Genomic DNA, 22,635 nt, shown 5'->3' with positions numbered 1-22,635 from the left:
GTCCACATCAGGCCGAGCCGGACCAGTCAAGCAGCCGTTCTACCTCCGGTTGGGCCGCATCAGGTCGGGCCGAACCGCGACGGGCCGGACTGACCCACATCAAGCAGCCGCCCTACGTCCGGCCGGGCCACATCAGGTCGGGCTGCGCCGAGCCGGTCCGTGCCGCCCGGGCCGGGTCGGCCCATCGAGCTGACGAGTACACGCGCGAATGCAACGAGTGCCCGGTCCGTGAGGACCGGGCACTCGGTTGCCCGCTTGATCCGAGGATCAGGCGTCCGCGCCTTCGGGGCGACGGCGCCGCGTCACGAGGACGAGGCCGACGCCGCCTGCGGCGATTGCGGCGCCGAGGCCCGCGATGCCGATGACGTTGATGCCGGTCACCGGGAGGCCACCGCCGCCGTCGGAGCCGCCTCCGCCACCCGCGGAGTTGGAGTCGCCGTTGTTGCCACCGTTGCCGTTGCCGTTGCCGGAGCCGCCGCCGTTGTCGTCCGAGTCATCGGAGTCGTCGGAGCCGGACCCACCACCAGTGCCGGAGCCAGGCGGAGTCGTCGGGTCAGTGGGACCGGAGCCGCCACCACCAGGCTCCTCACCGCCCGGGTCTTCGCCACCCGGATCTTCACCACCCGGGTTCTCGCCGCCCGGGTCCTCGCCACCCGGGTCTTCACCGCCCGGGTCCTCGCCACCGGGATCTTCACCACCCGGATCTTCACCACCTGGGTCCTCGCCACCCGGGTCCTCGCCACCCGGATCTTCACCACCCGGGTCCTCGCCACCGGGCTCGCCGCCCGGCTCCTCGCCGCCACCGCCACCGCCGGGCGGGTCCTCTTCCGCCTTGGTCGCCTTGTCATCGTCTCCCGCGGCAGCCGGCTCAGTGAGCACGGCGACGCCCCGCAAGGAGTCCGTGACAGTCGAGGCACTGGCAGCGCTGGCGCCCGCAAGGGCAGCCACGCCAACGGCGCCGATGATGACGCCCAGCCGAGCCGCAGCACGCACGCCGCGATGGCGTGCGAGTCGATTCGTCTTCATTTTCCTCCCCGTACTGTGGAAGGACCGTCATCCGCAATGGACAGTGGTCCCCGTAGTCCGGGCTGCAACTTACCGGCTTTCTCGCCCGACTTCTATCCACGGTTGACAATATGGCCTAAGTCGGACACCCGTCGGACGGCATTCCCGAGACCCCTTGACATACAGCGGGACTCGAAGAATCTGACCGGTCACGGTGCGCACCCGATACGCCGAACTACCGCTACCGAGGTGACCGCTCACCTAATCAGGTGCCGCTCGCCGGGATCGCACGCTGGTGTTTGTGGCTGGACAATCCAAGGCCGCAAACACGCAAAATCTAACCCAAGCCTTACGGAGACCGCTACGCAGGTCCTCACCGCAGAGACAGAGAGTGAGGATTTGATTACTCCTATTGCGCTACTGCCTACGGAGGAGCAACCGCGGTCATAATCGCCCACCCGTCGAAGAACCCACGGGTAATCTCAATGCGATAACGAATGGAGACGCAGGCGCCAAGGACTCAGGACAGGGTGTCGGTTGCCTCGTCCGCAAGCGCGTCCGCGTCGATCTGGTCGGCGAATGCGGCGGCTTCCTCATCGCGGGCGGCGAGTGCTTCCTTTACGGCCTGGATGGCTACGCCGGCCGGATAGCCTTTGCGGGCCAGCATGCCGACAAGCCGGCGGAACACCTGATCAGGCGTACCCCGCGCGGAGCGCAACTTGCGATCGACCAGGGCCCGCGCCGTGGTCGCCTCGGCCTCGTCGTCCAGCGTCTCCAGGGCCTCGGTGGCCACTTCGGACTCGACGCCGTGCTGGCGCAGTTCGTTGGCGAGGGCCCGGCGAGCCAGTCCGCGACCCTGGTGGCGGGTCGACACCCACATCCGTGCGAAGGCGGCGTCGTCGATGATGCCGACCTCGTCGTAACGGTCCAGAACCTCGGCGATCACCTCTTCGGAGATCTCCTTGCGGGCCAGCGTCTTGGCCAGCTCGGCCCGCGTGCGCGGCCGCACCGCGAGCTGCCGGAGGCAGATGTCGCGGGCCACCTCGGACTCGCTCCGCGGAGGCTCAGGAGGACGCTCGGAGGCATCCTTCCCGGCGCGATCGCCGCCGCCACTTCCGAAACGTCCACCGCCGCCAGAGCCGGAGCGATTGCCGCCGCCGGAGCGGTTACCGCTGCCGAACGCACGACTCCCGGAGGATCCGAAGGCGCCGGACGAGGAGCCGCCCGGCGAGCTGCGACGACGCCCGCTCCGGGCCGGGTCGCGTTCGGGCTCATCAGATGCCGACTCACCGCCGGCAGGATCATCCTGCACAGGCCGCGGCGGAATGGCGTCCCACCCTCGCCCGGACCTCGCACCACGTCGACCGGCCATGCCTCAGCTCCGCCCTGCCACATTCCTGAAACCGGGCCCCCGCACCGGCGAGGACTCCGCCGATGACGCGCGCTCAGCATGTCGCTCTGGCATCGGACCCGCCGGAAGCGGGGACATCGTCGCGGACATCAACCCCTCGCCCGCACGCCCATCAGCCCCATACCGACCAATCTCTCCACGCAGGCACCGCCCACACCTGAGCCAAGCGAATCACACGGCCAGTGGTCCGCTCGTCCCCCGCGCCGCGTTCCCGTACCTGGTCGGCGCTGCTCGACACCCATCGAACGCGACCATGCGATGAGCGACCACAGCGTCGGCCGACGCGTCCGCCCGGTCGGCCGCTCCGCGAGCCGGACCGAGACCTGCGGTCGTGACCGAGCAAGTCGGGTCCCTCGGCTACGTCCGGCGCGGCGATCGGCGTCGGTCGGTGCGCCGGGCCGGCGTTCGACGGGAGGGGGTGAACCCGGCCCTCGCGGGCCGGGTCCGGCGAACGGTGGTGGGCCGTGCGCATCGATCAGAAGTCGACCGGGGGCAGTTCCGGGCCGCCGGCGGCGTCGCTGGTTGCCTGGCCCACGCCGAGCTTCTCCAGGATCTTCTTCTCGATCTCGGCCGCGACGTCCGGGTTCTCCTTCAGGAACTCGCGCGCCTTCTCCTTGCCCTGCCCCAGCTGGTCACCGTCGTACGTGTACCAGGCGCCGGACTTGCGCACGATGTTCTGCTCGACGCCGACGTCGATCAGAGAGCCCTCGCGGGAGATGCCCTTGCCGTACATGATGTCGAACTCGGCCTGCTTGAACGGCGCGGCGACCTTGTTCTTCACGACCTTGACGCGGGTGCGGTTGCCCACCACGTCCGTGCCGTCCTTGAGGCTCTCGATGCGGCGCACGTCGAGACGGACCGACGAGTAGAACTTCAGGGCCCGGCCACCGGTCGTGGTCTCGGGCGAGCCGAACATGACGCCGATCTTCTCGCGGAGCTGGTTGATGAAGATGGCGGTCGTGCCGGAGTTGTTCAGGATGCCGGTGATCTTGCGGAGCGCCTGACTCATCAGACGGGCCTGCAGACCCACGTGGCTGTCACCCATCTCGCCCTCGATCTCGGCACGCGGCACGAGCGCGGCCACCGAGTCGATGACGATGATGTCGAGCGCCCCGGAGCGGATCAGCATGTCGGCGATCTCGAGCGCCTGCTCACCGGTGTCCGGCTGGGAAACCAGCAGCGCGTCGGTGTCGACACCGAGGGCCTGGGCGTAGTCGGGGTCGAGCGCGTGCTCCGCGTCGATGAAGGCGGCGATGCCGCCGTTGCGCTGAGCGTTGGCCACCGCGTGCAGAGCCACCGTCGTCTTACCGCTGGACTCCGGTCCGTAGACCTCGATGACCCGGCCGCGCGGCAGACCGCCGACGCCGAGCGCGATGTCGAGCGCGATGGAGCCGGTGGGGATGACGGCCATCTGGACGACCGGCCGCTCCCCGAGGCGCATCACCGAGCCCTTACCGAACTGCTTGTCGATCTGCGCGAGAGCAAGGTCTAGCGCCTTGTCCCGATCAGGTCCTGCCGCCATGTCCGCCACCCCTGTATTCGACTTCCCGGGCATCTTCGCCGAAGAGCTTCTGTTCACCACGCGGGTCACGCTAGACCTAGGGTCTGACAAAAACCGGTGCCCGGCCGTGCCCTGTGGATGACCGCGCCGCTGAGGACAATAGCCGAACAGGTGTACGACTACGAGCGACACGCCAGAACAAGCGTACGAAAAACAGGGTCAGCGCAGGCGAGCAGGCACCCGGTCGGGGTACGCGGAAACCACCGCGCGCCAGATAGTAACCGTCTCCACACCCTGAGCGATGGATTCGTTAATGGTGCGCCCGTCGAGCGCCCCAAAACTCTGATCCGCGGCGAGACTCCGCGCATAAGCGGGGCCGAAGGCCTGTTCGAGGCGCCCCCAGAAGTCTGTCAACCGCACGGGAAAAGCCTACCCGCGACGTACTGGCGGTCCCGCTCGCCCATCCCCTGAGACACACATCACTATGCGCTGGTGACAGTGGATCTGCGGGCGGTTCGTTGCGCGTACCGGTCAGGCCAGGACCGTCGCCGCGACCTTGAGGTCGTCGACCAGGCCGCGGTAGGCGGCATCCCGGTCGTCGGCGCGCAGCACCGCGGACGGGTGGATCGTGGCCAGCGCACGCGACTCCGCGACCGGGAAGTCCTGCGGACGCTGCGCCGACGCCGGCCAGGGCAGCAGCTCGCCGCGCGATTTCGTGACCCGGAACGACGGTCCGAACAGGGCTTTGGCCGCGGTGGCACCGAGCGCCACCACCAGGTCCGGCTTGAGCTGCGAGAACTCGGCGACCAGCCAGGGCCGGCAGGCCGTGATGTGCGCCGGTCCCGGCGTCTGGTGGATGCGCCGCTTGCCCCGCAGCTCGAACCGGAAGTGCTTCACGGTGTTGGTCAGATAGATGATCGACGGGTCGATGCCCGCGTCGCCCACCGCGTCGCGGAGCAGCCGTCCGGCCGGGCCCACGAAGGGCAGACCCTGCTGGTCCTCGATGTCGCCGGGCTGCTCCCCCACCAGCACCAGTCTGGCGTGTTCGGCGCCGCGGCCGAAGACCACCTGGGTGGCGTTCTCGTAGAGCTCGCATCCGCGACAGCCGGGCGCCGCCGCTTTGAGCTCGTCCAGGCTCTTCGCGTCGGCCGGGATGAATTCCTGCGCACCGGGCGGGGCTTGCGTCGTAGCCATGCCCACGTTCTACCCCTTTCCGCCCGGTCCACGCGCGCAGGCTCACCTGATCGGTGAGCGGGAACGACCGCCGTCATCAAGCATTGGGCTCGGGCCGCAGGGCCTGCAGGAGCTGTCGAACCTCTTCGCGCGGCGGGTGCCGCCCTGTCCGGTGAGCATCAGCGGGTCGGTGACCGTCGCGGCCGGGCAGGACAAGGCAATCATCGCGAGGGGGCGGACACGGCGGTGGGGTGGGCTGCGGCGGCGACCTCGTCGGCCACGGTTTCGATGGCGCTGTCGTCGATGGGACTGACCGTCATCCGGACGCCGGGCGGTGCCTCCATGCGGAACAGCGAACCGGGAGCCACCGCGTAGCCGGCGTCGCGCAGGGTCGCCACCATGCGGGTCTCGTCGTCGACGTTGACCCAGATGTTGATCCCGGTGGCTCCTCGTGCGCGCACTCCGCGCACCGCCAGGGCCTCACGCAGCGACCGGCGGCGACGGTCGTAGTCCGCGCCCGCCGCGGTGATCCGGGCCTCGGTCTCCTCGTCCCGCCAGAGTCTCAGCAGCAGACGCTGCAGCACTGTGGACACCCAGCCGGCTCCGATCCGCATGCGGCCGACCACGCGGGCGATCGTCGCCTCGTCCCCGGCCAGGACGGCGATGCGCAGGTCGGGGCCGTAGGGCTTCGAGGCCGACCGGACGAACGCCCACGAGCGGGTCGCGCCACCGAGGCTGCGCAGGGGCACGCCGGCCAGCTCAGCGGCGTGGTCGTCCTCGATGAGGAGCACCTCCGGGTGGTGGCTCAGGACCGCACGCAGCTCTGCCGCGCGGCCGGCGCTGACCGCGGCCCCGGTGGGATTCTGTGCGCGGGTGGTGATCACGGCGGCCCGGGATCCGGAGGCCAGCGCGGCGGCCAGCCGGTCGGGCAGCGGGCCTTCGTCGTCAACTGCCACGGGCACGGCGGTCAGGCCGAGCGCGGCCAGGAGGTCGAGCAGGTTGGCCCAGCCCGGATCCTCGACGGCGACCGTGTCACCCGGTCGGAGATGCGCGGTCAGCAGGCGCTCGATGGCGTCGAGAGTGCCGTTGGTCACGGTGATGGCGGCATCGTCGACCGGCACACCGTCGGCGGCGAGGCGGGACCGGGCCGCGTCGATGAGCTCGGGCATCGCGCCGGCTGCGGCGTACCCCATGGGCGGACCGACCTCATCGGACACCGCGCGGAGATGCCGGCCCAGGGCCGGCAGCAGCCGGGTGTCGGGATCGCCGGCCGACAGGTCGAGCGCTCCCGCCGGCACCGGCAGCCGCAGCGCGGAGCGCGGGCTGGCCACCGCCGGCCGGGCCCGGATCCGGGTGCCCTGGCGGCCCACGGCCTCGACGATGCCGCGCTGACGCAGATCCTGGTAGGCCTTGGAAACCGTGGCCGGGCTGACGTGCAGGCTCTCGGCGAGGATCCGGATGGGCGGCAGGCTTTCCCCCCAGGCCCAGTCGCCCACGCGAACCCCGGCCTCGATGCTCGCGGAAATCGAGGCGGCGTTGGAACCGGTGACCTGATACTGTGCTGACACAAGACAGATTCTGTACTAGTACAGGCCCGTTGGCAAGGAGGGTTCCGTGACCGACCTCTACCAGCCCACTGCTCGGACCACGGCGACCCGCAACCGCGACCGGATGCACTACGACCGCGCGAAGGCACACGCCATCCTGGACGAGGCGTATGACTGTTCCGTCGCCTTCGTGGTCGACGGCGAGCCCCGGGTGCTGCCCACGCTGCACGTCCGCGTCGACGACACGTTGTATCTGCACGCTTCCACGGGTGGGCGGCTCGGGCTGCAGGCTCGCGGCGACGGCGTGCCCGTCGCCGTCTCGGTGACCCTGCTCGACGGCATCGTCTATGCGCGCTCGCAGTTCCACCACAGTGCCAACTACCGGTCGGTCGTGGTGCACGGGAACGCCAGGCCGGTCCTGGCCGAGGCGGAGAAGCGCGCGGCGATGGACGCTCTGGTCGAGCGGATAGGCCACGGCCGCAGCGCGCAGAGCAGGCCGCCGACCGCACGGGAGCTGGCGACGACCACCGTGCTGGCGCTGCCCCTCGTCGAGGTGTCCGTGCGTGCCCGCACCGGCGGCGTCTCGGAGGATCCGGAGGATCTGTCGCTGCCGCACTGGGCCGGTGTGCTGCCGCTTCGCCGGGTGGCCGGCCCGCCGGAACCGGATGCGGGAGTGAGCGGGCCCCCGCCCGCCTACCTGCCCGGACCGACCTCGCCGTGGCACATCGCGGCGCCGATGCGCGGGAGCCACGTCGCGTTGGAGCCGCTGGCTCCCGGTCACGCGGACGGGCTGATGGCGGCGCTGAGCGACGACGAGGTCTGGCAGTTCCTGCCCAGCGAGCCGCCGCGGAGCAGGACGGAGATGGCCGAGCGGATTGCCGTCGCCGCCCGCGAGCAGTGGGAGGGCAGGAGGGTGTCGTGGGCTCAGGTCGACCCGGGCACCGGCGAGGTGATGGGCATGACGAGCTATCACGACATCGACACGGAACGGCGGGCGGTCGGCATCGGCTACACCGTCCTCGGCCGACGGTGGTGGCGCACCGGGGTGAACACCGAGGCGAAGCTCATGCTGCTGGAGCGGGCCTTCGAGGTGCTCGGTGCGGAGCGGGTGTTCTGGTACACCGACATTCGCAACGAGAGGTCGCAGCAGGCGATCGCCCGGCTGGGGGCGACGCGGGACGGAATGATCCGGCGGCACCGGCTGCGCGCCGACGGGACGTGGCGGGACACCGTGCTGTTCGCCATGACGGTGGAGGAATGGCCCGCCGCGGCGAAGCGTCTCCGCGCCCGGCTGGAGGAGGCATGAGGGTACGGGAGACAACGGCTGCGACGGTTCGCCGGCCGGCCTCATTAGGGTGTTGCCATGGCCTGCCGCATAACTGAGCTCGTGCTGGACGCGCTCGATCCTGATCTGCTGTCCCGGTTCTGGTGTGAGGTGCTCGGCTACGTCGAGCTGGACCGGGACGACAACGGCGACATCCAGATCGGACCGGCTGACGCCGGGTTCGGTGGTCCGCAACCGACCATCGTGTTCAACCGGACCGATCAGCCCAAGACAGGTCAGCTGCGGCTGCACATCGACGTCAACGCGACCGACCGCGACCAGGACGCGGAGCTGGAGCGGCTGCTTGCGCTCGGCGCCCGGCCGGCCGACGTCGGGCAGACGGGAGAGGAGAGCTGGCACGTGCTCGCCGACCCGGAAGGTAACGAGTTCTGCCTGCTGCGGCGGCGCGTCACGCCGGTGTAGAGCCGGGGTTTCGTGTCGGGCGACCGGCCTCCGCCGTGCACGCGAACGGGATCCGGCTGGCGGCCTGCGAACGCTACTTGTCCGGCGGCGTGGGCAAGGCCACAGGGATCTGGCCCTCCGGCCACTGCCGGCACCTCGCCGGGGCGCTGAGGATGGAGGCGTGCTGGGGATCACCGACTTCTGGACGTACGTGCTGGGCACCCTTGCGATCGTGCTGCTACCCGGGCCCAATTCGATCTTCGTGTTGACGGTCGGCGCGCAGCGCGGGGTGCGAGCGGGGTATCGGGCCGCCGCCGGGGTGTTCGTCGGCGACGCTGTGCTCATGGCGCTGGCCGCTGCGGGCGTCGCCTCGCTGCTCCGGACGTATCCACCGGTCTTCATGGTGATCAAGTACGCGGGGGCGGCCTACCTCGCCTGGGTGGGGCTCGGCATCATCCGCGGGGCCTGGCGCAAGTGGAGCGACCGCGGCGACGCGACCGTTGGCCGGCGTAGCGATGGCGTGGCGATGCCGGACAATGAAGCAGCCCGGGGCGGGAATCAGGTCCAGCCCACCGGGCTCGGCGCGGGCATGCAGCGGCCGTTCCGGCGGGCGCTGATGGTCAGCCTGCTCAATCCGAAGGCCATCCTGTTCGTGGTGTCCTTCTTCATCCAGTTCGTCGAGCCCGGGTACGCCCACCCGGCCCTGTCGTTCCTGATCCTCGGCGCGGTCCTGCAGGTGTTCAGCGCGCTCTATCTCACGGCGCTGATCTTCGGCGGGCAGTTCCTGGCCGGCCAGTTCCGGCGCCGGCGGCGGCTCTCCGCGGGCATGGCCACCGGGGTCGGCGCCGTGTTCGTCGGCTTCGGCATCAAACTCGCCACCGCCACCACCGGCTGACGCGGCAGGCGACTGACCGCTGCGTTGGGTAAGCGGCTCACCACCGGCAGGCGGCCCACAACAGCAGGCGCCAGGAGGCAGACGGCAGGCCAGACTAGCTGCGGAAAGCCGAACCCCACCTACCCCTTACCAGCCACCTCATGAACCCACCCCTCCACCAGAGACACCGCATCTACCCCCGCCGCCTCGTCGTGCGAAATGCGGTGCCGGGCGTAAGTGTCCCGTCCCTCCCGCAGCAGTCCCCCGCGCTTGTCGAACTCGAGGATCACTTCGGTTCCCGACGAGTCCGCCACGAACGTCACTTCCACCTCGTCCATCGCCTCGGTGTACCGCGCCGGGGCCGCGTATTCGATTTCCTGGTAGAACGGCAGCTCCTGGCGTACCCCATAGATGCCGCCGCGTTCCACGTCAGCGTGCCGCAGCCGGAAGCCCAGGCGGTCGAAGGCCGCCAGGATCTTCTCCTGGGCCGGCAGCGGGTGGATCTGCACCCCGTCCAGGTCTCCCGGGTCCACCGACTTGGCCACCGACAGCTCGGTCCGCACGCCCATCGTCATTCCGGCCAGCGGCTTGCCCGCCACGTGCGTCACCGGCGTCTCCCACGGCACCGTCAGCGTGAACGGGATGTCCTCGCGCACCCCCGCGCTCAGCGTGAAGTTGCCCGCCACCGAGGCGCGGTGGAATTCCAGCAGCGCCTCGCCGTCCTCCGCTTCCACGCGGGTGACCAGGGCCAGCACGATGTTGTCGATCAGCACGTCGTATTCGCCGCCGGCCACCCTGACCTCGCCGTGCAGCGTGCCGCCGGGGCGGGTGGCCGGATCGGTCAGGACCGTGTCGACGCTCGGGCCGCCTACCCCGAACGCGCGCAGCACTCTTGCGAAGACCATCCGGCCATCCTCTCAGCGCATGCGCCGGCCGACCGGTACCGGGTCCGTCTCGTCGTCGAATTCGCCGATGACCTGCTCCAGCAGGTCCTCCAGCGCGACGAAGCCGACCCGGCCCCGGCCCCGGCGGGTCACCAGGGCGAACTGGGCCCGCGCGGCCCGCATCCTGGTCACCGCGTCGGTCACCGTGACCGCGGCCTCCAGCATGAACGGCGGGTCCATCAGATCCGCCGCCGTCGCCGAGCCGCCCGGGGTGGTGACCCGGATCGCGTCGCGTACGTGCACCACACCCAGTGCCTCACCGGTGGGTGACACCACCACGAGGCGGGACCGGCCGCAGCGCAGTGACGCCGCCTCGATGTCCAGGGCCGAGGCGTCCGGCGGCACGGTGACCAGCTGGTCGTCGGGAGTCATCACGTCGGCGACCTTGGTGTCCTGCAGCTTCAGCATGCTGGTCAGCAGTTCGGTCTGCTCCGCGCCGATCAGGCCCTCCGCCCGGGAGCGTTCCAGCAGGATGTGCATCTCCTGCGGGCCGTGCGCCTGGGCGAGCTGGTCCTGCGGGTGCACCCCGAACGGCTTCAGCGCCAGGTTGGCCAGCCCGTTCAGCGCCACCAGGGCCGGGCGGACCAGCCGGACGAAACCGCGGAACGGCAGCGCCAGCAGCGTCGCCGAGCGTTCCGGGTCGGTGATCGCCCACGACTTCGGCATCATCTCGCCGATCACCAGGTGCAGGAACGTGACCACGAGCAGCGCCAGCAGGAACGCGATGATGCCGCTCGGCACGTCCGGCAGGCCGATGCCGTGCAGCAGCGGGTGAACCAGGTGCTCGATGGCCGGCTCGGCGAGCGCACCCAGCCCCAGCGAGCACAGGGTGATGCCGAGCTGGGCGGCGGCGAGCATCAGCGACAGCTCGCGGCTGCCGTCCAGCGCCGCGCGGGCGGCCCGGCTGCCCCCGGCGGCGGCGTGCTCCAGCCGGTAGCGCTTGCTGGCCACCAGGGCGAACTCGGCGGCGACGAAGAACGCGTTGCCTGCCAGCAGCACCAGGGAGGCGATCACGGCCCAGGTCGTGCTCATCGGGACTCCTCCTCGGCGGCGAGAGCGGTGGCGGAGACGGCGGCGGGCCCGGGCGGGGCTGACAGGAGTACGGCGTCCGGCACGTGCCGGTCCACCGAGAGCACCGCCAGCGCGGTGCCGGAGGCGAGCGACACGGCGTCGCCGACCTGGGGCACCCGGCCGAGCTCGGACATCACCAGGCCGGACACCGTGTCGTAATCGTCACTCTCGGGCAGCTCGACGCCGGTCGCGTCGATGACCTCGTCGATGCGCCAGCGGGCCGGGACGATCCACGAGCCGTCCTGTTGCCGGGCCGGGGCCGGCTCGGGCAGGTCGTCCTCGTCGCGGATCGGGCCGACCAGTTCCTCGGCGATGTCCTCGAGGGTGATGATGCCGGCGAAGCCGCCGTACTCGTCGACGACGCAGGCGAGCTGCCGGTGGTCGCCGCGCAGCCGGTCGAGCACCGCGGGCAGCCGCAGTGAGGCCGGCACGAACAGCGGGGGCACGGCCAGCGACTCGACCGGGACCGTGGCACGGTCGGCCGCGGGCACGGTGAGGACGTCCGCGATGCCGACGACGCCGACGATCTCGTCGACGCCGTTGCCGGCGCGGACCGGGAAGCGGGACCGGCCGGTGTCCAGCAGCGCGACCACCTGCGAGGCCGGGTCGGTGGCCCGGACCGTGTGCACGTCCACCCGGGGGATCATCACCTCGGACGCGACCCGGCGGCGGAAGTCGAGGCCGCGGTCGAGCAGCACCGAGAGCTCCGGATCGAGGTGCCCCTCGGCGCGGGACTCGGCGATGATGTGCTCGAGGTCCTCCTCCGTGGCGCCCTCGGGCAGCTCCTCGATCGGCTCGATGCCGATCCGGCGCAGCAGCCGGGCCGCCGCCTTGTCGAAGAGCTTGATGATCGGCCCGAAGACGGCCAGGTACATCAGCGTCGAGCGGCTGAGCGCCTTGGCCAGGGTCTCGGCGCGGGCGATCGCGAAGTTCTTGGGGGCCAGCTCGCCCAGGACCATCTGCACGACGGTCGCGATGAGCAGGGCCAGCACGATCGAGATCGGCAGGGTCACCGCGGTCGGCACGCCGGCCACGCCGAGCAGCTCGGCGAACCCCTCACCGAGGAAGGGCTCGGCGACGTAACCGACGATCAGGGCGGTGACGGTGATGCCGAGCTGCGCGCCGGACAACACGAACGAGAGCCGCTCGGTGACCTTGAGGGCGCGTTCCGCGGCCTTGTCGCCCTGCTCGGCCTCCTGGCGGAGGCGGCCGCGGTCGACCGCGACATACCCGAACTCCTGGGCGACGAAATAGCCCGTTACGGCTGTCACCAGGATGACCAGCAACAATCCGACCAGGATCAACATGGCCGGGCCGGGAAGACGAGAAGCCGGGCCGAGCCCGGCTGGATACTGCCGCTCATCGGAAAAAGATAGCAGTGGCGGCTGCGGGTCCGCTGTGGGAAACCCGAGCGGGGGTACGGCCGCAGCCGCACCCCCGCACGCCCCCGTCCGTCAGGCGCGGGTGATGGTGACGTTGTCCACAGCCGCCTCCACCAGACTCGCCGTGCCCGTGTCGGCCGCCTCCACCTGCAACCGGACGGACTGCCCGGCGTAGGCGGAGAGGTTGACGGTCGCGGCCTGCCACGCGGCGGCGCGGTTGCTCGCCGCCCCGGCCTGGGTGAAGACCGTGGTCGTGGTGGTGCCGGAGATCACCCGGACCCGGAAGTAGTCGCCGCTGGTCGCGTTGTTCAGGTGCGCGAGGTACCAGGAGAACGACAGCGTCAGCGTGCCGGCGGGCAGCGTGATCGCCGGTGAGCGGATCGTCGTGGTGCCACCGTCGACGTCGTTGGCGCCCGCGCCGGCTCCCGCTGCCGCGCCGGTGACCAGGTCGTTGGTGCCGCTGACCGTGGTGCCGAGCTGGGTGGCCACGCCGGAGGTGGTCGCGGCCGGGTCACCGCGCTCGAAGGCGCCGGAGGTCGCGGTGTCGGTGGCCCCGGCATTGGCGGTCCAGCCGGTCGCCGTCTCGAACGTGTCCAAGTAGACCGTCTCGCCGGGCGGAGGCTCGGTGCCGCCGTCGGCCAGCGCCCAGACCGCGGAGGCGATCGCGTCGGAGTTGCGGTTCAGCGCCGTGTCGTTGACGTTCGCGGTGGTGTCACAGGCGGCGTGGTAGCAGGGGTCGAACGCGCCGGTCGTACCGCCCCAGAGGGTGACCTGGGCCGCGGTCTTGCGGCCCTCCGCCCCGGTGAAGATGCCGCCGGCGGGGATGCCCGCCGCGATGAACGGGCCGTAGTCGCTGCGCCCGTCGAAGTCGGTGCCGCGGGTCGGCACGCCGATCGAGGCGAAGTACGCCTCCAGCGTGTCCTCGATCTCGGCGGAGCCCGCGGGGCCGGGGCCCGCGCCGGTGCCGTCGGAGTTGTCGCCGTCGTAGAGGAAATAGCCGGGGTTCGGCGAGCCGACCATGTCGAAGTTGAGGTAGCCGCCGATGGCCGCCTTCTGCGCCGAGCTCAGCGAGTTCACGTACGCGGTCGAGCCGCGCAGGCCCAGCTCCTCGGCGCCCCACCAGCCGAAGCGCAGGTGCCGGTCGGGCTGGAAGCCGGTCCGGGCGACGGCCAGCGCGACCTCGAGGTTCGCGGCCGAGCCGGTGCCGTTGTCGTTGATGCCGGGGCCGGCCGCGATGCTGTCCAGGTGGGCGCCGATCATGAGGGTGTCGGAGGTGTCGCCGCCGGGCCAGTCCGCGATCAGGTTGTAGCCGGTCGCGCCGTTGTAGGTGAACGTCTGCTGCTGGGTGGTGAAGCCGGCCGCGTCGAGCAGACCCTTCACGTAGGTGACCGAGGCCAGGTAGCCGGGCCGGCCGTGCGCGCGGTTGCCACCGTTCGCCGTGGCGATCGACTGGAGCTGGGCCAGGTGCGCCTTGACGTTCGCGAGCGGAATGTCCGGGGGTGCCACGGCGGCCTGGGCGGGGGCGGCCGAGACGGGGGCGGCGAAGAGGGCGGCGAGCAAGGCCGTCGCGCCGATCAATGGGACTGCTCTCACGGGGGGTCCTCCGCGGGGCTCGGGGGAGCCGTCGCCCAGGGTGTGGCGGCGGCCACGCCGAGCATCGCAGAGACGTCGTTCTATGCACTCATATCGAAAGAGCCATATCTCAGCTGTCCGTGAAGAAGGTGCTCTGGATCATGCCCCACTTCTCGAAATTGCCGGGCCAGTCCAGATCCAGGGTCATCAGGCCGATCGCGTACGCCCGGCCGTCGTTCGCCGCGCGCCACCGGGTCATCGCGTGCATCCGCTCACCGTCGCGCCCGTCGTACGTGTACTCCCAGTCCGCCGCCCGGGCCAGCCCGGGCACCCGGTCGATCCGCAGCTGGGTGTAGTTGCGCAGGTCACCGGCGGCCCGCAGCCGGGTGACTTCCTTGCGGCAGGCCCGGACCGGGTCACCCTGCGGGCTGCGGTCGGGGTCGATGCTGAGGATCCTGAGGTTGCTCGGGTCGCGGAAACAGATCGTGGTGCCGATCGTCTGATAGGTCCAGCCGTCCGGGACCGCGATGTGGAAGCCGGCATCGCTGAAGTAGGACCAGCCCGGATACAGCGCCCAGCCGTCGCGCAGCTTCTCGGCCCCCGCGACCGGCGTGCGGGGCAGGCCGGACGGTGCCGGGCTGGCGCAGTTCACCGGGCTGAAGCCACCGGAGCTGCCGCCACTGCCCGAGGACGTGACGACGCTGGGCGTGGCCCCGATCGCCGAGGGCTGCGACCGGTCGTCGTCGCCGCGCAACGCCAGGCCGGTGGCAACACCACCGCCGGCGAGCACGGCCAGGACCAGGCCGGCGACGACGACGAAGCGCCGGCGGGATCTCGGCGGCTCCACCTCGGCCTCGGCAGCGCGCTGGGCCGGGATGAGCGGCTCGCTCGGGTGCTCGGCCCGCTCGGCTTCCGGTCCGGGCGGGTAGACGACACCGGGCAGGGCCGCGGCCAGTGCGGCGCCGAGACCGCCTCCGGCCGGCTCGGCTTTCGCCTCGGCGGGCGCCGGTTCCGGCTGCGGGCGGGCGTCCGGGCTCGGCTGGTCGTCGGGGGCCTTTCTCGGACCGGGTACGACCGCACGGCCGAACGTCGTCCCGGACGTCCGTACCGGCGCGGCGGGACCGGCCTCCGCCACGATCAAGCGCAGCCGCTCGGCCACCTCCGCGCCGGTGAGCCGTTCCACCGGCTCGCGGCGCAGCAGTCCGGTCAGTACCGGGGTCAGGGGCCCGGCCCGCACCGGCGGATCGGCCTCGTCCGTGGCCAGCGCCGTCAGCGTCGCCATGGCGCTGTCCCGGGCGAACGGGGACCGCCCCTCGACGGCGGCGTACAGGGTCGCGCCGAAGGACCAGAGGTCGGACTCCACGGTGGACGCCCCGTCGCGGGCGCGTTCCGGGGAGACGTACTGCGGGGAGCCGACCACCATGCCGGGGCCGGTGACCGAGCCGTCGTCGACGAAGGTGGCCAGGCCGAAGTCGGTGAGCACGACCCGGCCGTCGTGGCCGATCAGCACGTTGTGCGGCTTGACGTCGCGGTGCAGCACGCCGGCCCGGTGCGCGGCGGTGATCGCCTCCAGCACGTCCAGGCCGATCCGGGCCGCCTCGGCCGGCGCGAACGGGCCGTCCTCGCCGATGACCTGGTGCAGCGAGCGGGACGGGACGTACTCCATGACGATCCAGGGCAGATCGTCGGCGTGCACGACGTCGTAGATGCGGACGACGTGCGGATGGTTGAGCCGGGCGGCGCTGCGGGCCTCGCGCAGAGTGCGGGTGCGCAGCCGGGCCTGCTCCTCGTCGGTCATCCACTGCGGCGGGACGAACTCCTTCACGGCGACGTCCCGGTCGAGCATCTCGTCACGGGCCAGCCAGACCCGGCCCATGCCGCCGGAGCCGACCGGCTCGAGGAGCCGATACCGACCGGCGATGAGCATGCGCCTGACCGCCATCAGCCCCCATCCGTAGCTTGTTCGACCAGGATAGTCACCGGCGCCTGACCTGCGGAATCCTGATCACCCGGCCACCGCGTAGACCACCAGGTTGTCCGTGTACGACCGCAAAGTCCGGTCGAACACCCCGCCACAGGTGATCAGGCGCAGCTGCCGGTCCGGGGTCGGTCCGTAGACCTCCTCGGTCGGGAACGCCTTCTTCGGATACCAGGCTGTCGCGGTGACCGTGAATGTCACCGTGCGATCGCCCCGGGTCACCTCGATCTTGTCGCCGGCGGTGATCTCGCGCAGCCGATAGAAGACCGCCGGTCCCTGCTGAGAGTCGACGTGGCCGGCGAGCACGGCCGGGCCCACGTCGCCCGGGGCCGTGCCGTCCGCGTACCAGCCGGCGTGCTCGTTGGTCTTCGGCGGCTGCAATTCACCGTCCGCGCCCAGCTCGAGCTTCTCCAGGGAGGTGTCCACCCCGATGGCCGCGACCCGCAGGCGGGTCGGCGGGCCGCTGAGATCCGAGGGCACGGTACGGAACGGGTTGGGTGCTCCCGCCATGTCCTCGGACGGCTGCACCGGCCCTGCGGCGGCGCTCGGCGTGCCGGCCCAGCGGCCGAGCTTGTCGGTGCCGGTCGGCTCGCGGAGCATCAGGTAGCCGGTGGCCACCACGAACGCCACCAGCACCGACACGGCTGCCGGCAGCAGGATGCGCGCTCTGCGGCGTACCTCCGACTTCTCCGGGGCCGCGGCCCGGCCGGCCCCGGTTGCGGGACCGGCCTCGGGCCTGGGTGTCACGACGCTCATCCGGTACGCCTTCAAGCAGAACGCGGGCGGCGCCTGAGCGCGACGAGCAGACCGCCCGTCGCCACCGCTGCGAACCCTGCCAGCAGCAGAGCCATCGGCATCGGGGACTGCGACTGCGTGCCGCCCTCGCCCGTGGCCACCCCACCCTGCGGGACGCCGCCCTGCCGCGCCGCATCGATGTGCAGCTCCGGCTTCAGGCCGCCCTTCTTGTCGTCGAGCACCAGCAGCGAGTACACGTTGCCGGCACCGAGCGTGCAGGGCAGATCACTGGTCGCGCCACCGCCGGTCGGCTTCACCCGGACCGTCCACTTACCCGGGTTGACCTGGCGATAGGCCGTCGTGGTGGCGAACTGGACACCGTCGGCGATGGTCTTGCCGTCGGCCCCGCCGACGTCGAGCACCGGCGCGCGCACCGAGGCCTGGATGATCCGGATCTTGGACTCCCCCGCCCCCGGCAGCTTGAGGTCGTCCTTGAGCACGCGCAGGCCCAGGTCGGCGTAACGACCCACCCCGGCAACCGTGTACGCCCCGCCGTCGTCCACCGTGACCTGCGTGGTCAGCACCGGCGGGGTGCTCGCGGCGGCACCGGCCTTGCGCATCGCCACCGAATACGTGCCCGTGGGCAGGCGCAGGTAGTCGGACATGGCGCCGTACGCGACGCCGTCGAACTTCTGGTCCTTGACCGTGCCCGAGTCCGACTTCAGGTACACGTCGACGGCCGGCGTATCGGGTGAAAGATGCGCGAGACGGACGTAGCCGTCGCCCGCGGCCTGCGCCGGGGTCGCGGAAAGAGTGATGGTCGCCAGCGCGGCAACGGCAGCCGCCGCGCTACCGAGGCGTCGTAAGGCGGAAACGCGATGGGTCACGGTGCCTCCTGTCAGTGAAGCCTGTCGGCATCGTCGGTGGCGGCCATCGATACATACGCTCTGTGTTCATCAATGTGCCGCACGTCACCGGTCCGCACCATGGTCCTTCCGGTTGCGGGCGAGCGCTGGTCGAGTGCCCATCCTGTGCTCCAACGTCTGATTGATGCCCATCATGTGATGGCCGTTCGCTTCTGATTCGGAGCCGTCACCCGAACGGATGTTTCCACCGGTCCCCGATTTCTGTCACACCGCGGGGGCACCATGGACACGTGTCAGACGTTCTCGAGCAGTTCGGCCTCGCCACCAGGGAGTGGTTCCGGGCCGCCTTCGCCGCGCCCACGGCCGCCCAGGCCGGCGCGTGGCGATCCATCGGCGCCGGCCGCAACGCCCTGGTGGTCGCGCCGACCGGCTCGGGCAAGACGCTGGCCGCCTTCCTCTGGTCGCTCGACCGGCTCGCCCACGAGCCCGTCCCGGCCGAGGCCAAGCAGCGCTGCCGGGTGCTCTACATCAGCCCGCTCAAGGCGCTGGCCGTCGACGTCGAGCGCAACCTGCGGGCACCGCTGACCGGCATCCGGCAGGCGTCCGGGCGGCTCGGGCTGCCGCCACCGGACATCACCGTCGGCATGCGCACCGGCGACACCCCGGCCGACGAACGGCGGGCCTTCGCGCGTACCCCGCCGGATATCCTGATCACCACCCCCGAGTCGCTGTTCCTGCTGCTCACCTCGGCCGCCCGGGAGTCGCTCAAGGGCGTCGAGACGGTGATCATCGACGAGGTGCACGCGGTCGCGGCCACCAAGCGCGGCGCCCACCTGGCGCTCTCGCTCGAACGCCTCGACGCGATGCTGGGCCGCCCGGCGCAGCGGGTCGGGCTGTCCGCGACCGTGCGCCCGATCGACGAGACGGCCCGGTTCCTGGGCGGCGCCGGCGCCGTCGAGATCGTCCAGCCCCGCAGCAGCAAGACCATCGAGGTCTCGGTGCAGGTCCCGGTGGAGGACATGACCCGGCTCGACGAGGTGCCCGAGGCCGACGCGGACGACCCCGGCGCGGCCCGGCGCACGCCGTCCATCTGGCCCGCCGTCGAGGAACGCGTGCTGGAACTGATCCAGCAGCACCGCTCCACGATCGTGTTCACCAATTCCCGGCGCGGCGCCGAGCGCCTGTGCGCCCGGATCAACGAGCTGGCCGCCGAGGCCGTGGCCGAGCAGTCGGACCGCGCGCCGGCCGCGCTGATGGCCCAGTCCCCGATCGCCACGGGAGCGTCACCGGTCGTCGCCCGGGCCCACCACGGCAGCGTCTCCCGCGAGGAGCGCAAGCAGATCGAGGAGGCACTGAAGTCCGGCCGGCTCCCGGCCGTGGTCGCCACCTCCAGCCTGGAGCTGGGCATCGACATGGGCGCGGTCGACCTGGTGGTGCAGATCGAGGCGCCGCCCTCGGTCTCCGCCGGGCTGCAGCGCATCGGCCGGGCCGGACACCAGGTGGGAGCCGTCTCCCGCGGTGTCGTCTTCCCCAAGCACCGCGGTGACCTGCTCAGCTGCGCGGTCGTCGCCGAGCGGATGGGCGAGGGGGCGATCGAGGAGCTGCGCTATCCCCGTAACCCGCTGGACGTGCTCGCCCAGCAGATCGTGGCGATGGTCGCCCTGGACGCGTGGCAGGTCGACGAGCTGGCCGCGCTCGTGCGGCGGGCCGCACCGTACGCGGAGCTGCCCGATTCCGCCCTGCACGCCGTGCTCGACATGCTCTCCGGGCGCTACCCGTCCACCGCGTTCGCCGAGCTGCGGCCCCGCCTGGTGTGGGACCGCACGACCGACGAGCTCACCGGGCGTCCCGGCGCGCAGCGGCTCGCCGTCACCAGCGGCGGCACGATCCCCGACCGGGGCATGTTCGGTGTCTTCCTGGCCGGCTCGGAGAAGGCGTCCCGGGTGGGCGAGCTCGACGAGGAGATGGTCTACGAGTCCCGGGTCGGCGACGTCTTCCTGCTCGGCTCGACCTCCTGGCGGATCGAGGACATCACCCCCGACCGGGTGCTGGTCTCTCCCGCACCGGGCGCACCGGCCCGGATGCCGTTCTGGAAGGGCGACGCGCTCGGCCGCCCGATCGAGCTGGGCCGGGCCATCGGCGCCCGGCTGCGCACCCTGACCCGCGCGGACGACACCAAGGCGACCGCCTCGCTGCGCGACTCCGGGCTGGACGAGTGGGCGACCGACAACCTGATGGCCTACCTGCGCGAGCAGCGTGAGTCGACCCGCAACCTGCCCGACGACCGCACGATCGTGGTCGAGCGCTTCCGCGACGAGCTGGGCGACTGGCGCATGACCGTGCACTGTGTCCTCGGCGCCCGGGTCAACGCGCCGTGGGCGCTGGCCATCGCCCGCCGGCTCGCCGAGCGGTACGGCGTCGACGGCCAGGTGATGCCCTCCGACGACGGCATCGTCATCCGCCTGCCGGACACCGCCGAGGAGCCACCCGGCGCCGACCTGGTCGCCTTCGACCCGGAGGAGATCTCGCAGCTCGTCGAGGAGTCCGTCGGCACGTCCGCGCTGTTCGCCTCCCGGTTCCGCGAGTGCGCCGCCCGGTCACTGCTGCTGCCCCGGCGCGACCCGCGCCGCCGCCAGCCGCTCTGGCAGCAGCGCCAGCGCTCGGCCCAGCTGCTCGACGTGGCTCGGGAGTTCGCCGACTTCCCGGTGACCCTGGAGGCGGCCCGCGAATGCCTGCAGGACGTCTTCGACGTGCCCGGGCTGGTCGGGCTGATGCGCGAGATCGCGGGACGCAAGGTCCGGCTGGTCGAGGCCGAGACCCCGCGGCCGTCGCCGTTCGCCCGCTCCCTGCTCTTCGGATACGTCGGCGCGTTCCTCTACGAGGGGGACGCACCGCTGGCCGAGCGTCGCGCCGCGGCGCTGGCCCTGGACTCGACGCTGCTGGGTGAGCTGCTCGGCCGGGTCGACCTGCGGGAGCTGCTCGACCCGACGGTGGTGACCGAGAGCGAGGCCCAGCTGCAGTGGCTCACGGCCGCCCGCAGCCCCCGCGACGCCGAGGACGCGGCCGAGCTGCTGCGCCTGCTCGGTGACCTGTCCGCGGCGGATCTCACCGCCCGCGGCGTCGAGCTCGACTGGCTGGCGACCCTGCAGGCCAGCCGGCGCGCGATCCAGATCCGGATCGCCGGTGAGGAACGCTGGATCGGTGTCGAGGACGCCGGCCGCTACCGCGACGCGCTCGGCGTGGCCCTGCCGGTCGGCGTCGCGGAGGCCTACCTCGAGCCGGTGGCCGACCCGCTCGGCGACCTCGTCGCCCGGTACGCCCGCACCCACGGCCCGTTCGCGGCGGCCACCTGCGCGGCCCGGTTCGGACTCGGCGTCTTCGTCGTCGAGCAGGCCCTCAAACGGCTCAGCGCCACCGGCCGGGTCGTCTCCGGCGAGTTCTCCCCCGGCGGGGCCGGCACGGAGTGGTGCGACGCGGAGGTGCTGCGGCTGCTGCGACGCCGTTCTCTGGCCGCACTGCGCCGCGAGATCGAGCCGGTGCCACCGCGGGTGCTGGCCGCGTTCCTGCCGCGCTGGCACCAGATCGGTGGCAACTCCCGCGGCGTCGACGCCCTGGCGGCCACCATCGAGCAGCTGCAGGGAGTGGCCGCACCGGCCTCGGCCTGGGAACGACTGATCCTGCCGGCCCGGGTCGCCGACTACGCGCCCCCGCAGCTCGACGAGCTGTGCGCGAGCGGCGAGGTGCTGTGGGCGGGCTCGGGCTCCATCCCGGGCGGTGACGGCTGGGTGACCCTCGCGTACGCCGACAGCGCCCCGCTCCTGCTGCCCCCACCGGACGACGAGTTCGCGCTGACCCCGCAACACCAGTCGGTGCTGGACGCGCTGGCGGACGGCCAGGCGCTGTTCTTCCGCAGCCTGTCCGACAAGATCGGCGCCACCGACGACACCGCCCTGGCCGAAACGGTCTGGGACCTGGTCTGGGCCGGCCACCTGACCAACGACACGCTGGCGCCGCTGCGCGCCCTGCTCGGCAGCAGCGGCGCCCACCGCGCCAAGGCGGCACCCGCCCGCACCCGCTACCGCCGGCCCGGCCGCCCGACGATGCCGGCCCGATCCGGACCACTGATGATGGTCGGCCGCTGGTCCCGCCTGCCGGAACGCGACCTCGACCCGACCCGCCGCGCGGCAGCCCTGGCCGACCTCCTGCTCGAACGACACGGCGTGGTGACCCGCGGCGCGGTGATGGCCGAGGGCGTGACGGGAGGTTTCGCCGCGGTGTATCCGGTGCTGGCGGCACTGGAGGAACGAGGCGCGGCCCGCCGCGGGTACTTCGTGGAAGGGCTGGGGGCGGCACAGTTCGCGGTGCCCGGGGCAGTGGACCGGCTCCGGGCCCTGGCCGAGCCGGCCGAGCTGGCCAAACGCACGGGCACGACCGCGGTGGTGCTGGCGGCGACCGACCCGGCCAACCCGTACGGCGCGGCGCTGCCATGGCCGGAACGGGTGGTGGACAGCGGCAACGGCGAGACGACACCGGCGACGGGCCACCGCGCGGGCCGCAAGGCGGGAGCCCTGGTGGTCCTGGTCGGCGGCGACCTGATCCTGTACGTCGAACGCGGCGGCCGGACACTGCTGTCCTACCTGGACGATACCGAGGCGTTGACGGCGGCGGGGCAGGCGCTGGCGGGATCGGTGCGGTCGGGGGCGCTGGGGCCGATGTCGGTGGAACGGGCTGATGGGGAGTCGGTGCATTCTTCGCCGTTGCGGGACGCGTTGACCGGGGCGGGGTTCCGGGCTACGCCTCGGGGGCTGCGTTTGCGCGGCTGACCGGCTGACCGGCGGAGCAGGACGGCA

At 71.8% G+C, this 22,635-nt stretch carries 17 protein-coding genes; 4 read left to right on the top strand and 13 right to left on the bottom strand.

Translation table 11 applies throughout. From position 1 onward, the window contains the following. Positions 1 to 267: 267 nt before the first annotated feature. From Aau02nite_RS28725 to Aau02nite_RS28700, 6 genes are all read right to left on the bottom strand, one after another. Positions 268 to 1,026 (bottom strand): hypothetical protein, encoded by a 759-nt coding sequence (locus Aau02nite_RS28725; protein ID WP_212991718.1) that lies wholly within the window; start codon positions 1,024 to 1,026, stop codon positions 268 to 270. Positions 1,027 to 1,525: 499 nt separating this feature from the next. Continuing rightward, positions 1,526 to 2,377, bottom strand: a complete 852-nt coding sequence (locus Aau02nite_RS47725; RefSeq protein WP_307857961.1) for a regulatory protein RecX — start codon at positions 2,375 to 2,377, stop codon at positions 1,526 to 1,528. A 514-nt stretch (positions 2,378 to 2,891) separates the two neighbouring features. Next, entirely contained in the window at positions 2,892 to 3,938 is a 1,047-nt protein-coding gene (gene recA, locus Aau02nite_RS28715; protein ID WP_212991716.1) for a recombinase RecA, read from the bottom strand. Positions 3,939 to 4,136: 198 nt separating this feature from the next. Beyond that, positions 4,137 to 4,337, bottom strand: a complete 201-nt coding sequence (locus Aau02nite_RS28710) for a DUF3046 domain-containing protein (protein ID WP_212991715.1) — start codon at positions 4,335 to 4,337, stop codon at positions 4,137 to 4,139. A gap of 111 nt (positions 4,338 to 4,448) precedes the next feature. Next, complete coding sequence (locus tag Aau02nite_RS28705) at positions 4,449 to 5,111, bottom strand: UdgX family uracil-DNA binding protein (protein WP_212991714.1); 663 nt, start codon at positions 5,109 to 5,111, stop codon at positions 4,449 to 4,451. A 200-nt stretch (positions 5,112 to 5,311) separates the two neighbouring features. Continuing rightward, positions 5,312 to 6,658 carry an aminotransferase class I/II-fold pyridoxal phosphate-dependent enzyme gene (locus Aau02nite_RS28700; RefSeq protein WP_212991713.1) on the bottom strand — a complete coding sequence of 449 codons (1,347 nt, stop codon included), beginning with the start codon at positions 6,656 to 6,658 and terminating at the stop codon, positions 5,312 to 5,314. Positions 6,659 to 6,704: 46 nt separating this feature from the next. Between Aau02nite_RS28700 and Aau02nite_RS28695 the strand changes: the two genes are divergently transcribed. The 3 genes from Aau02nite_RS28695 to leuE all read left to right on the top strand — a co-directional run bounded on the left by Aau02nite_RS28695 (position 6,705) and on the right by leuE (position 9,258). Beyond that, on the top strand, positions 6,705 to 7,943 hold the full coding sequence (locus tag Aau02nite_RS28695) for a bifunctional pyridoxamine 5'-phosphate oxidase family protein/GNAT family N-acetyltransferase (protein WP_246595515.1): 1,239 nt from the start codon (positions 6,705 to 6,707) through the stop codon (positions 7,941 to 7,943). Positions 7,944 to 8,000: 57 nt separating this feature from the next. Next, on the top strand, positions 8,001 to 8,384 hold the full coding sequence (locus Aau02nite_RS28690; protein ID WP_212991712.1) for a VOC family protein: 384 nt from the start codon (positions 8,001 to 8,003) through the stop codon (positions 8,382 to 8,384). A gap of 160 nt (positions 8,385 to 8,544) precedes the next feature. Further along, positions 8,545 to 9,258 (top strand): leucine efflux protein LeuE, encoded by a 714-nt coding sequence (gene leuE, locus Aau02nite_RS28685; protein WP_212991711.1) that lies wholly within the window; start codon positions 8,545 to 8,547, stop codon positions 9,256 to 9,258. Between the two features lie 119 nt (positions 9,259 to 9,377). Here leuE and Aau02nite_RS28680 read toward each other — a convergent pair whose 3' ends face one another. The 7 genes from Aau02nite_RS28680 to Aau02nite_RS28650 all read right to left on the bottom strand — a co-directional run bounded on the left by Aau02nite_RS28680 (position 9,378) and on the right by Aau02nite_RS28650 (position 17,806). After that, positions 9,378 to 10,142 (bottom strand): sporulation protein, encoded by a 765-nt coding sequence (locus tag Aau02nite_RS28680; protein ID WP_212991710.1) that lies wholly within the window; start codon positions 10,140 to 10,142, stop codon positions 9,378 to 9,380. A 12-nt stretch (positions 10,143 to 10,154) separates the two neighbouring features. Then, positions 10,155 to 11,213, bottom strand: a complete 1,059-nt coding sequence (locus tag Aau02nite_RS28675; protein ID WP_212991709.1) for a hemolysin family protein — start codon at positions 11,211 to 11,213, stop codon at positions 10,155 to 10,157. Beyond that, positions 11,210 to 12,559, bottom strand: a complete 1,350-nt coding sequence (locus Aau02nite_RS28670; protein WP_212991708.1) for a hemolysin family protein — start codon at positions 12,557 to 12,559, stop codon at positions 11,210 to 11,212. The genes Aau02nite_RS28675 and Aau02nite_RS28670 overlap by 4 nt, the downstream gene beginning before the upstream one ends. A 147-nt stretch (positions 12,560 to 12,706) precedes the next feature. Beyond that, positions 12,707 to 14,227 carry a M28 family metallopeptidase gene (locus Aau02nite_RS28665; RefSeq protein WP_246595514.1) on the bottom strand — a complete coding sequence of 507 codons (1,521 nt, stop codon included), beginning with the start codon at positions 14,225 to 14,227 and terminating at the stop codon, positions 12,707 to 12,709. 109 nt (positions 14,228 to 14,336) lie between these two features. Further along, on the bottom strand, positions 14,337 to 16,148 hold the full coding sequence (locus Aau02nite_RS28660) for a serine/threonine-protein kinase (protein WP_212991707.1): 1,812 nt from the start codon (positions 16,146 to 16,148) through the stop codon (positions 14,337 to 14,339). A 63-nt stretch (positions 16,149 to 16,211) separates the two neighbouring features. Further along, positions 16,212 to 16,940 carry a class F sortase gene (locus Aau02nite_RS28655; protein ID WP_246595513.1) on the bottom strand — a complete coding sequence of 243 codons (729 nt, stop codon included), beginning with the start codon at positions 16,938 to 16,940 and terminating at the stop codon, positions 16,212 to 16,214. An 11-nt stretch (positions 16,941 to 16,951) separates the two neighbouring features. Further along, positions 16,952 to 17,806: a DUF4397 domain-containing protein gene (locus Aau02nite_RS28650; protein WP_212991706.1), complete on the bottom strand. Its 855-nt coding sequence runs from the start codon at positions 17,804 to 17,806 to the stop codon at positions 16,952 to 16,954. A 269-nt stretch (positions 17,807 to 18,075) separates the two neighbouring features. Here Aau02nite_RS28650 and Aau02nite_RS28645 point away from each other — a divergent pair, with 269 nt between their 5' ends. Continuing rightward, a complete protein-coding gene (locus Aau02nite_RS28645; RefSeq protein WP_212991705.1) occupies positions 18,076 to 22,608 on the top strand; it encodes an ATP-dependent helicase in 4,533 nt (1,510 codons plus the stop codon). Positions 22,609 to 22,635 lie beyond the last annotated feature (27 nt).

This window comes from Actinoplanes auranticolor (assembly GCF_018332655.1).
GTDB classification, from domain to species: Bacteria; Actinomycetota; Actinomycetes; order Mycobacteriales; family Micromonosporaceae; genus Actinoplanes; species Actinoplanes auranticolor.
The sequence above is the reverse complement of the archived record's forward strand: the minus strand, read 5'-3'. Positions and strand labels throughout refer to the sequence as shown.

Bases quoted from the DNA above. Each gene is read 5' to 3' on its own strand.
- Aau02nite_RS28675 (WP_212991709.1), bottom strand. From the start codon at position 11,213: ATGAGCACGACCTGGGCCGTGATCGCCTCCCTGGTGCTGCTGGCAGGC.
- Aau02nite_RS28690 (WP_212991712.1), top strand. From the start codon at position 8,001: ATGGCCTGCCGCATAACTGAGCTCGTGCTGGACGCGCTCGATCCTGAT.
- Aau02nite_RS28705 (WP_212991714.1), bottom strand. From the start codon at position 5,111: ATGGCTACGACGCAAGCCCCGCCCGGTGCGCAGGAATTCATCCCGGCC.
- Aau02nite_RS28655 (WP_246595513.1), bottom strand. From the start codon at position 16,940: ATGAGCGTCGTGACACCCAGGCCCGAGGCCGGTCCCGCAACCGGGGCC.
- Aau02nite_RS28660 (WP_212991707.1), bottom strand. From the start codon at position 16,148: ATGGCGGTCAGGCGCATGCTCATCGCCGGTCGGTATCGGCTCCTCGAG.
- Aau02nite_RS28725 (WP_212991718.1), bottom strand. From the start codon at position 1,026: ATGAAGACGAATCGACTCGCACGCCATCGCGGCGTGCGTGCTGCGGCT.
- Aau02nite_RS28670 (WP_212991708.1), bottom strand. From the start codon at position 12,559: ATGTTGATCCTGGTCGGATTGTTGCTGGTCATCCTGGTGACAGCCGTA.
- Aau02nite_RS47725 (WP_307857961.1), bottom strand. From the start codon at position 2,377: ATGGCCGGTCGACGTGGTGCGAGGTCCGGGCGAGGGTGGGACGCCATT.
- recA (WP_212991716.1), bottom strand. From the start codon at position 3,938: ATGGCGGCAGGACCTGATCGGGACAAGGCGCTAGACCTTGCTCTCGCG.
- Aau02nite_RS28680 (WP_212991710.1), bottom strand. From the start codon at position 10,142: ATGGTCTTCGCAAGAGTGCTGCGCGCGTTCGGGGTAGGCGGCCCGAGC.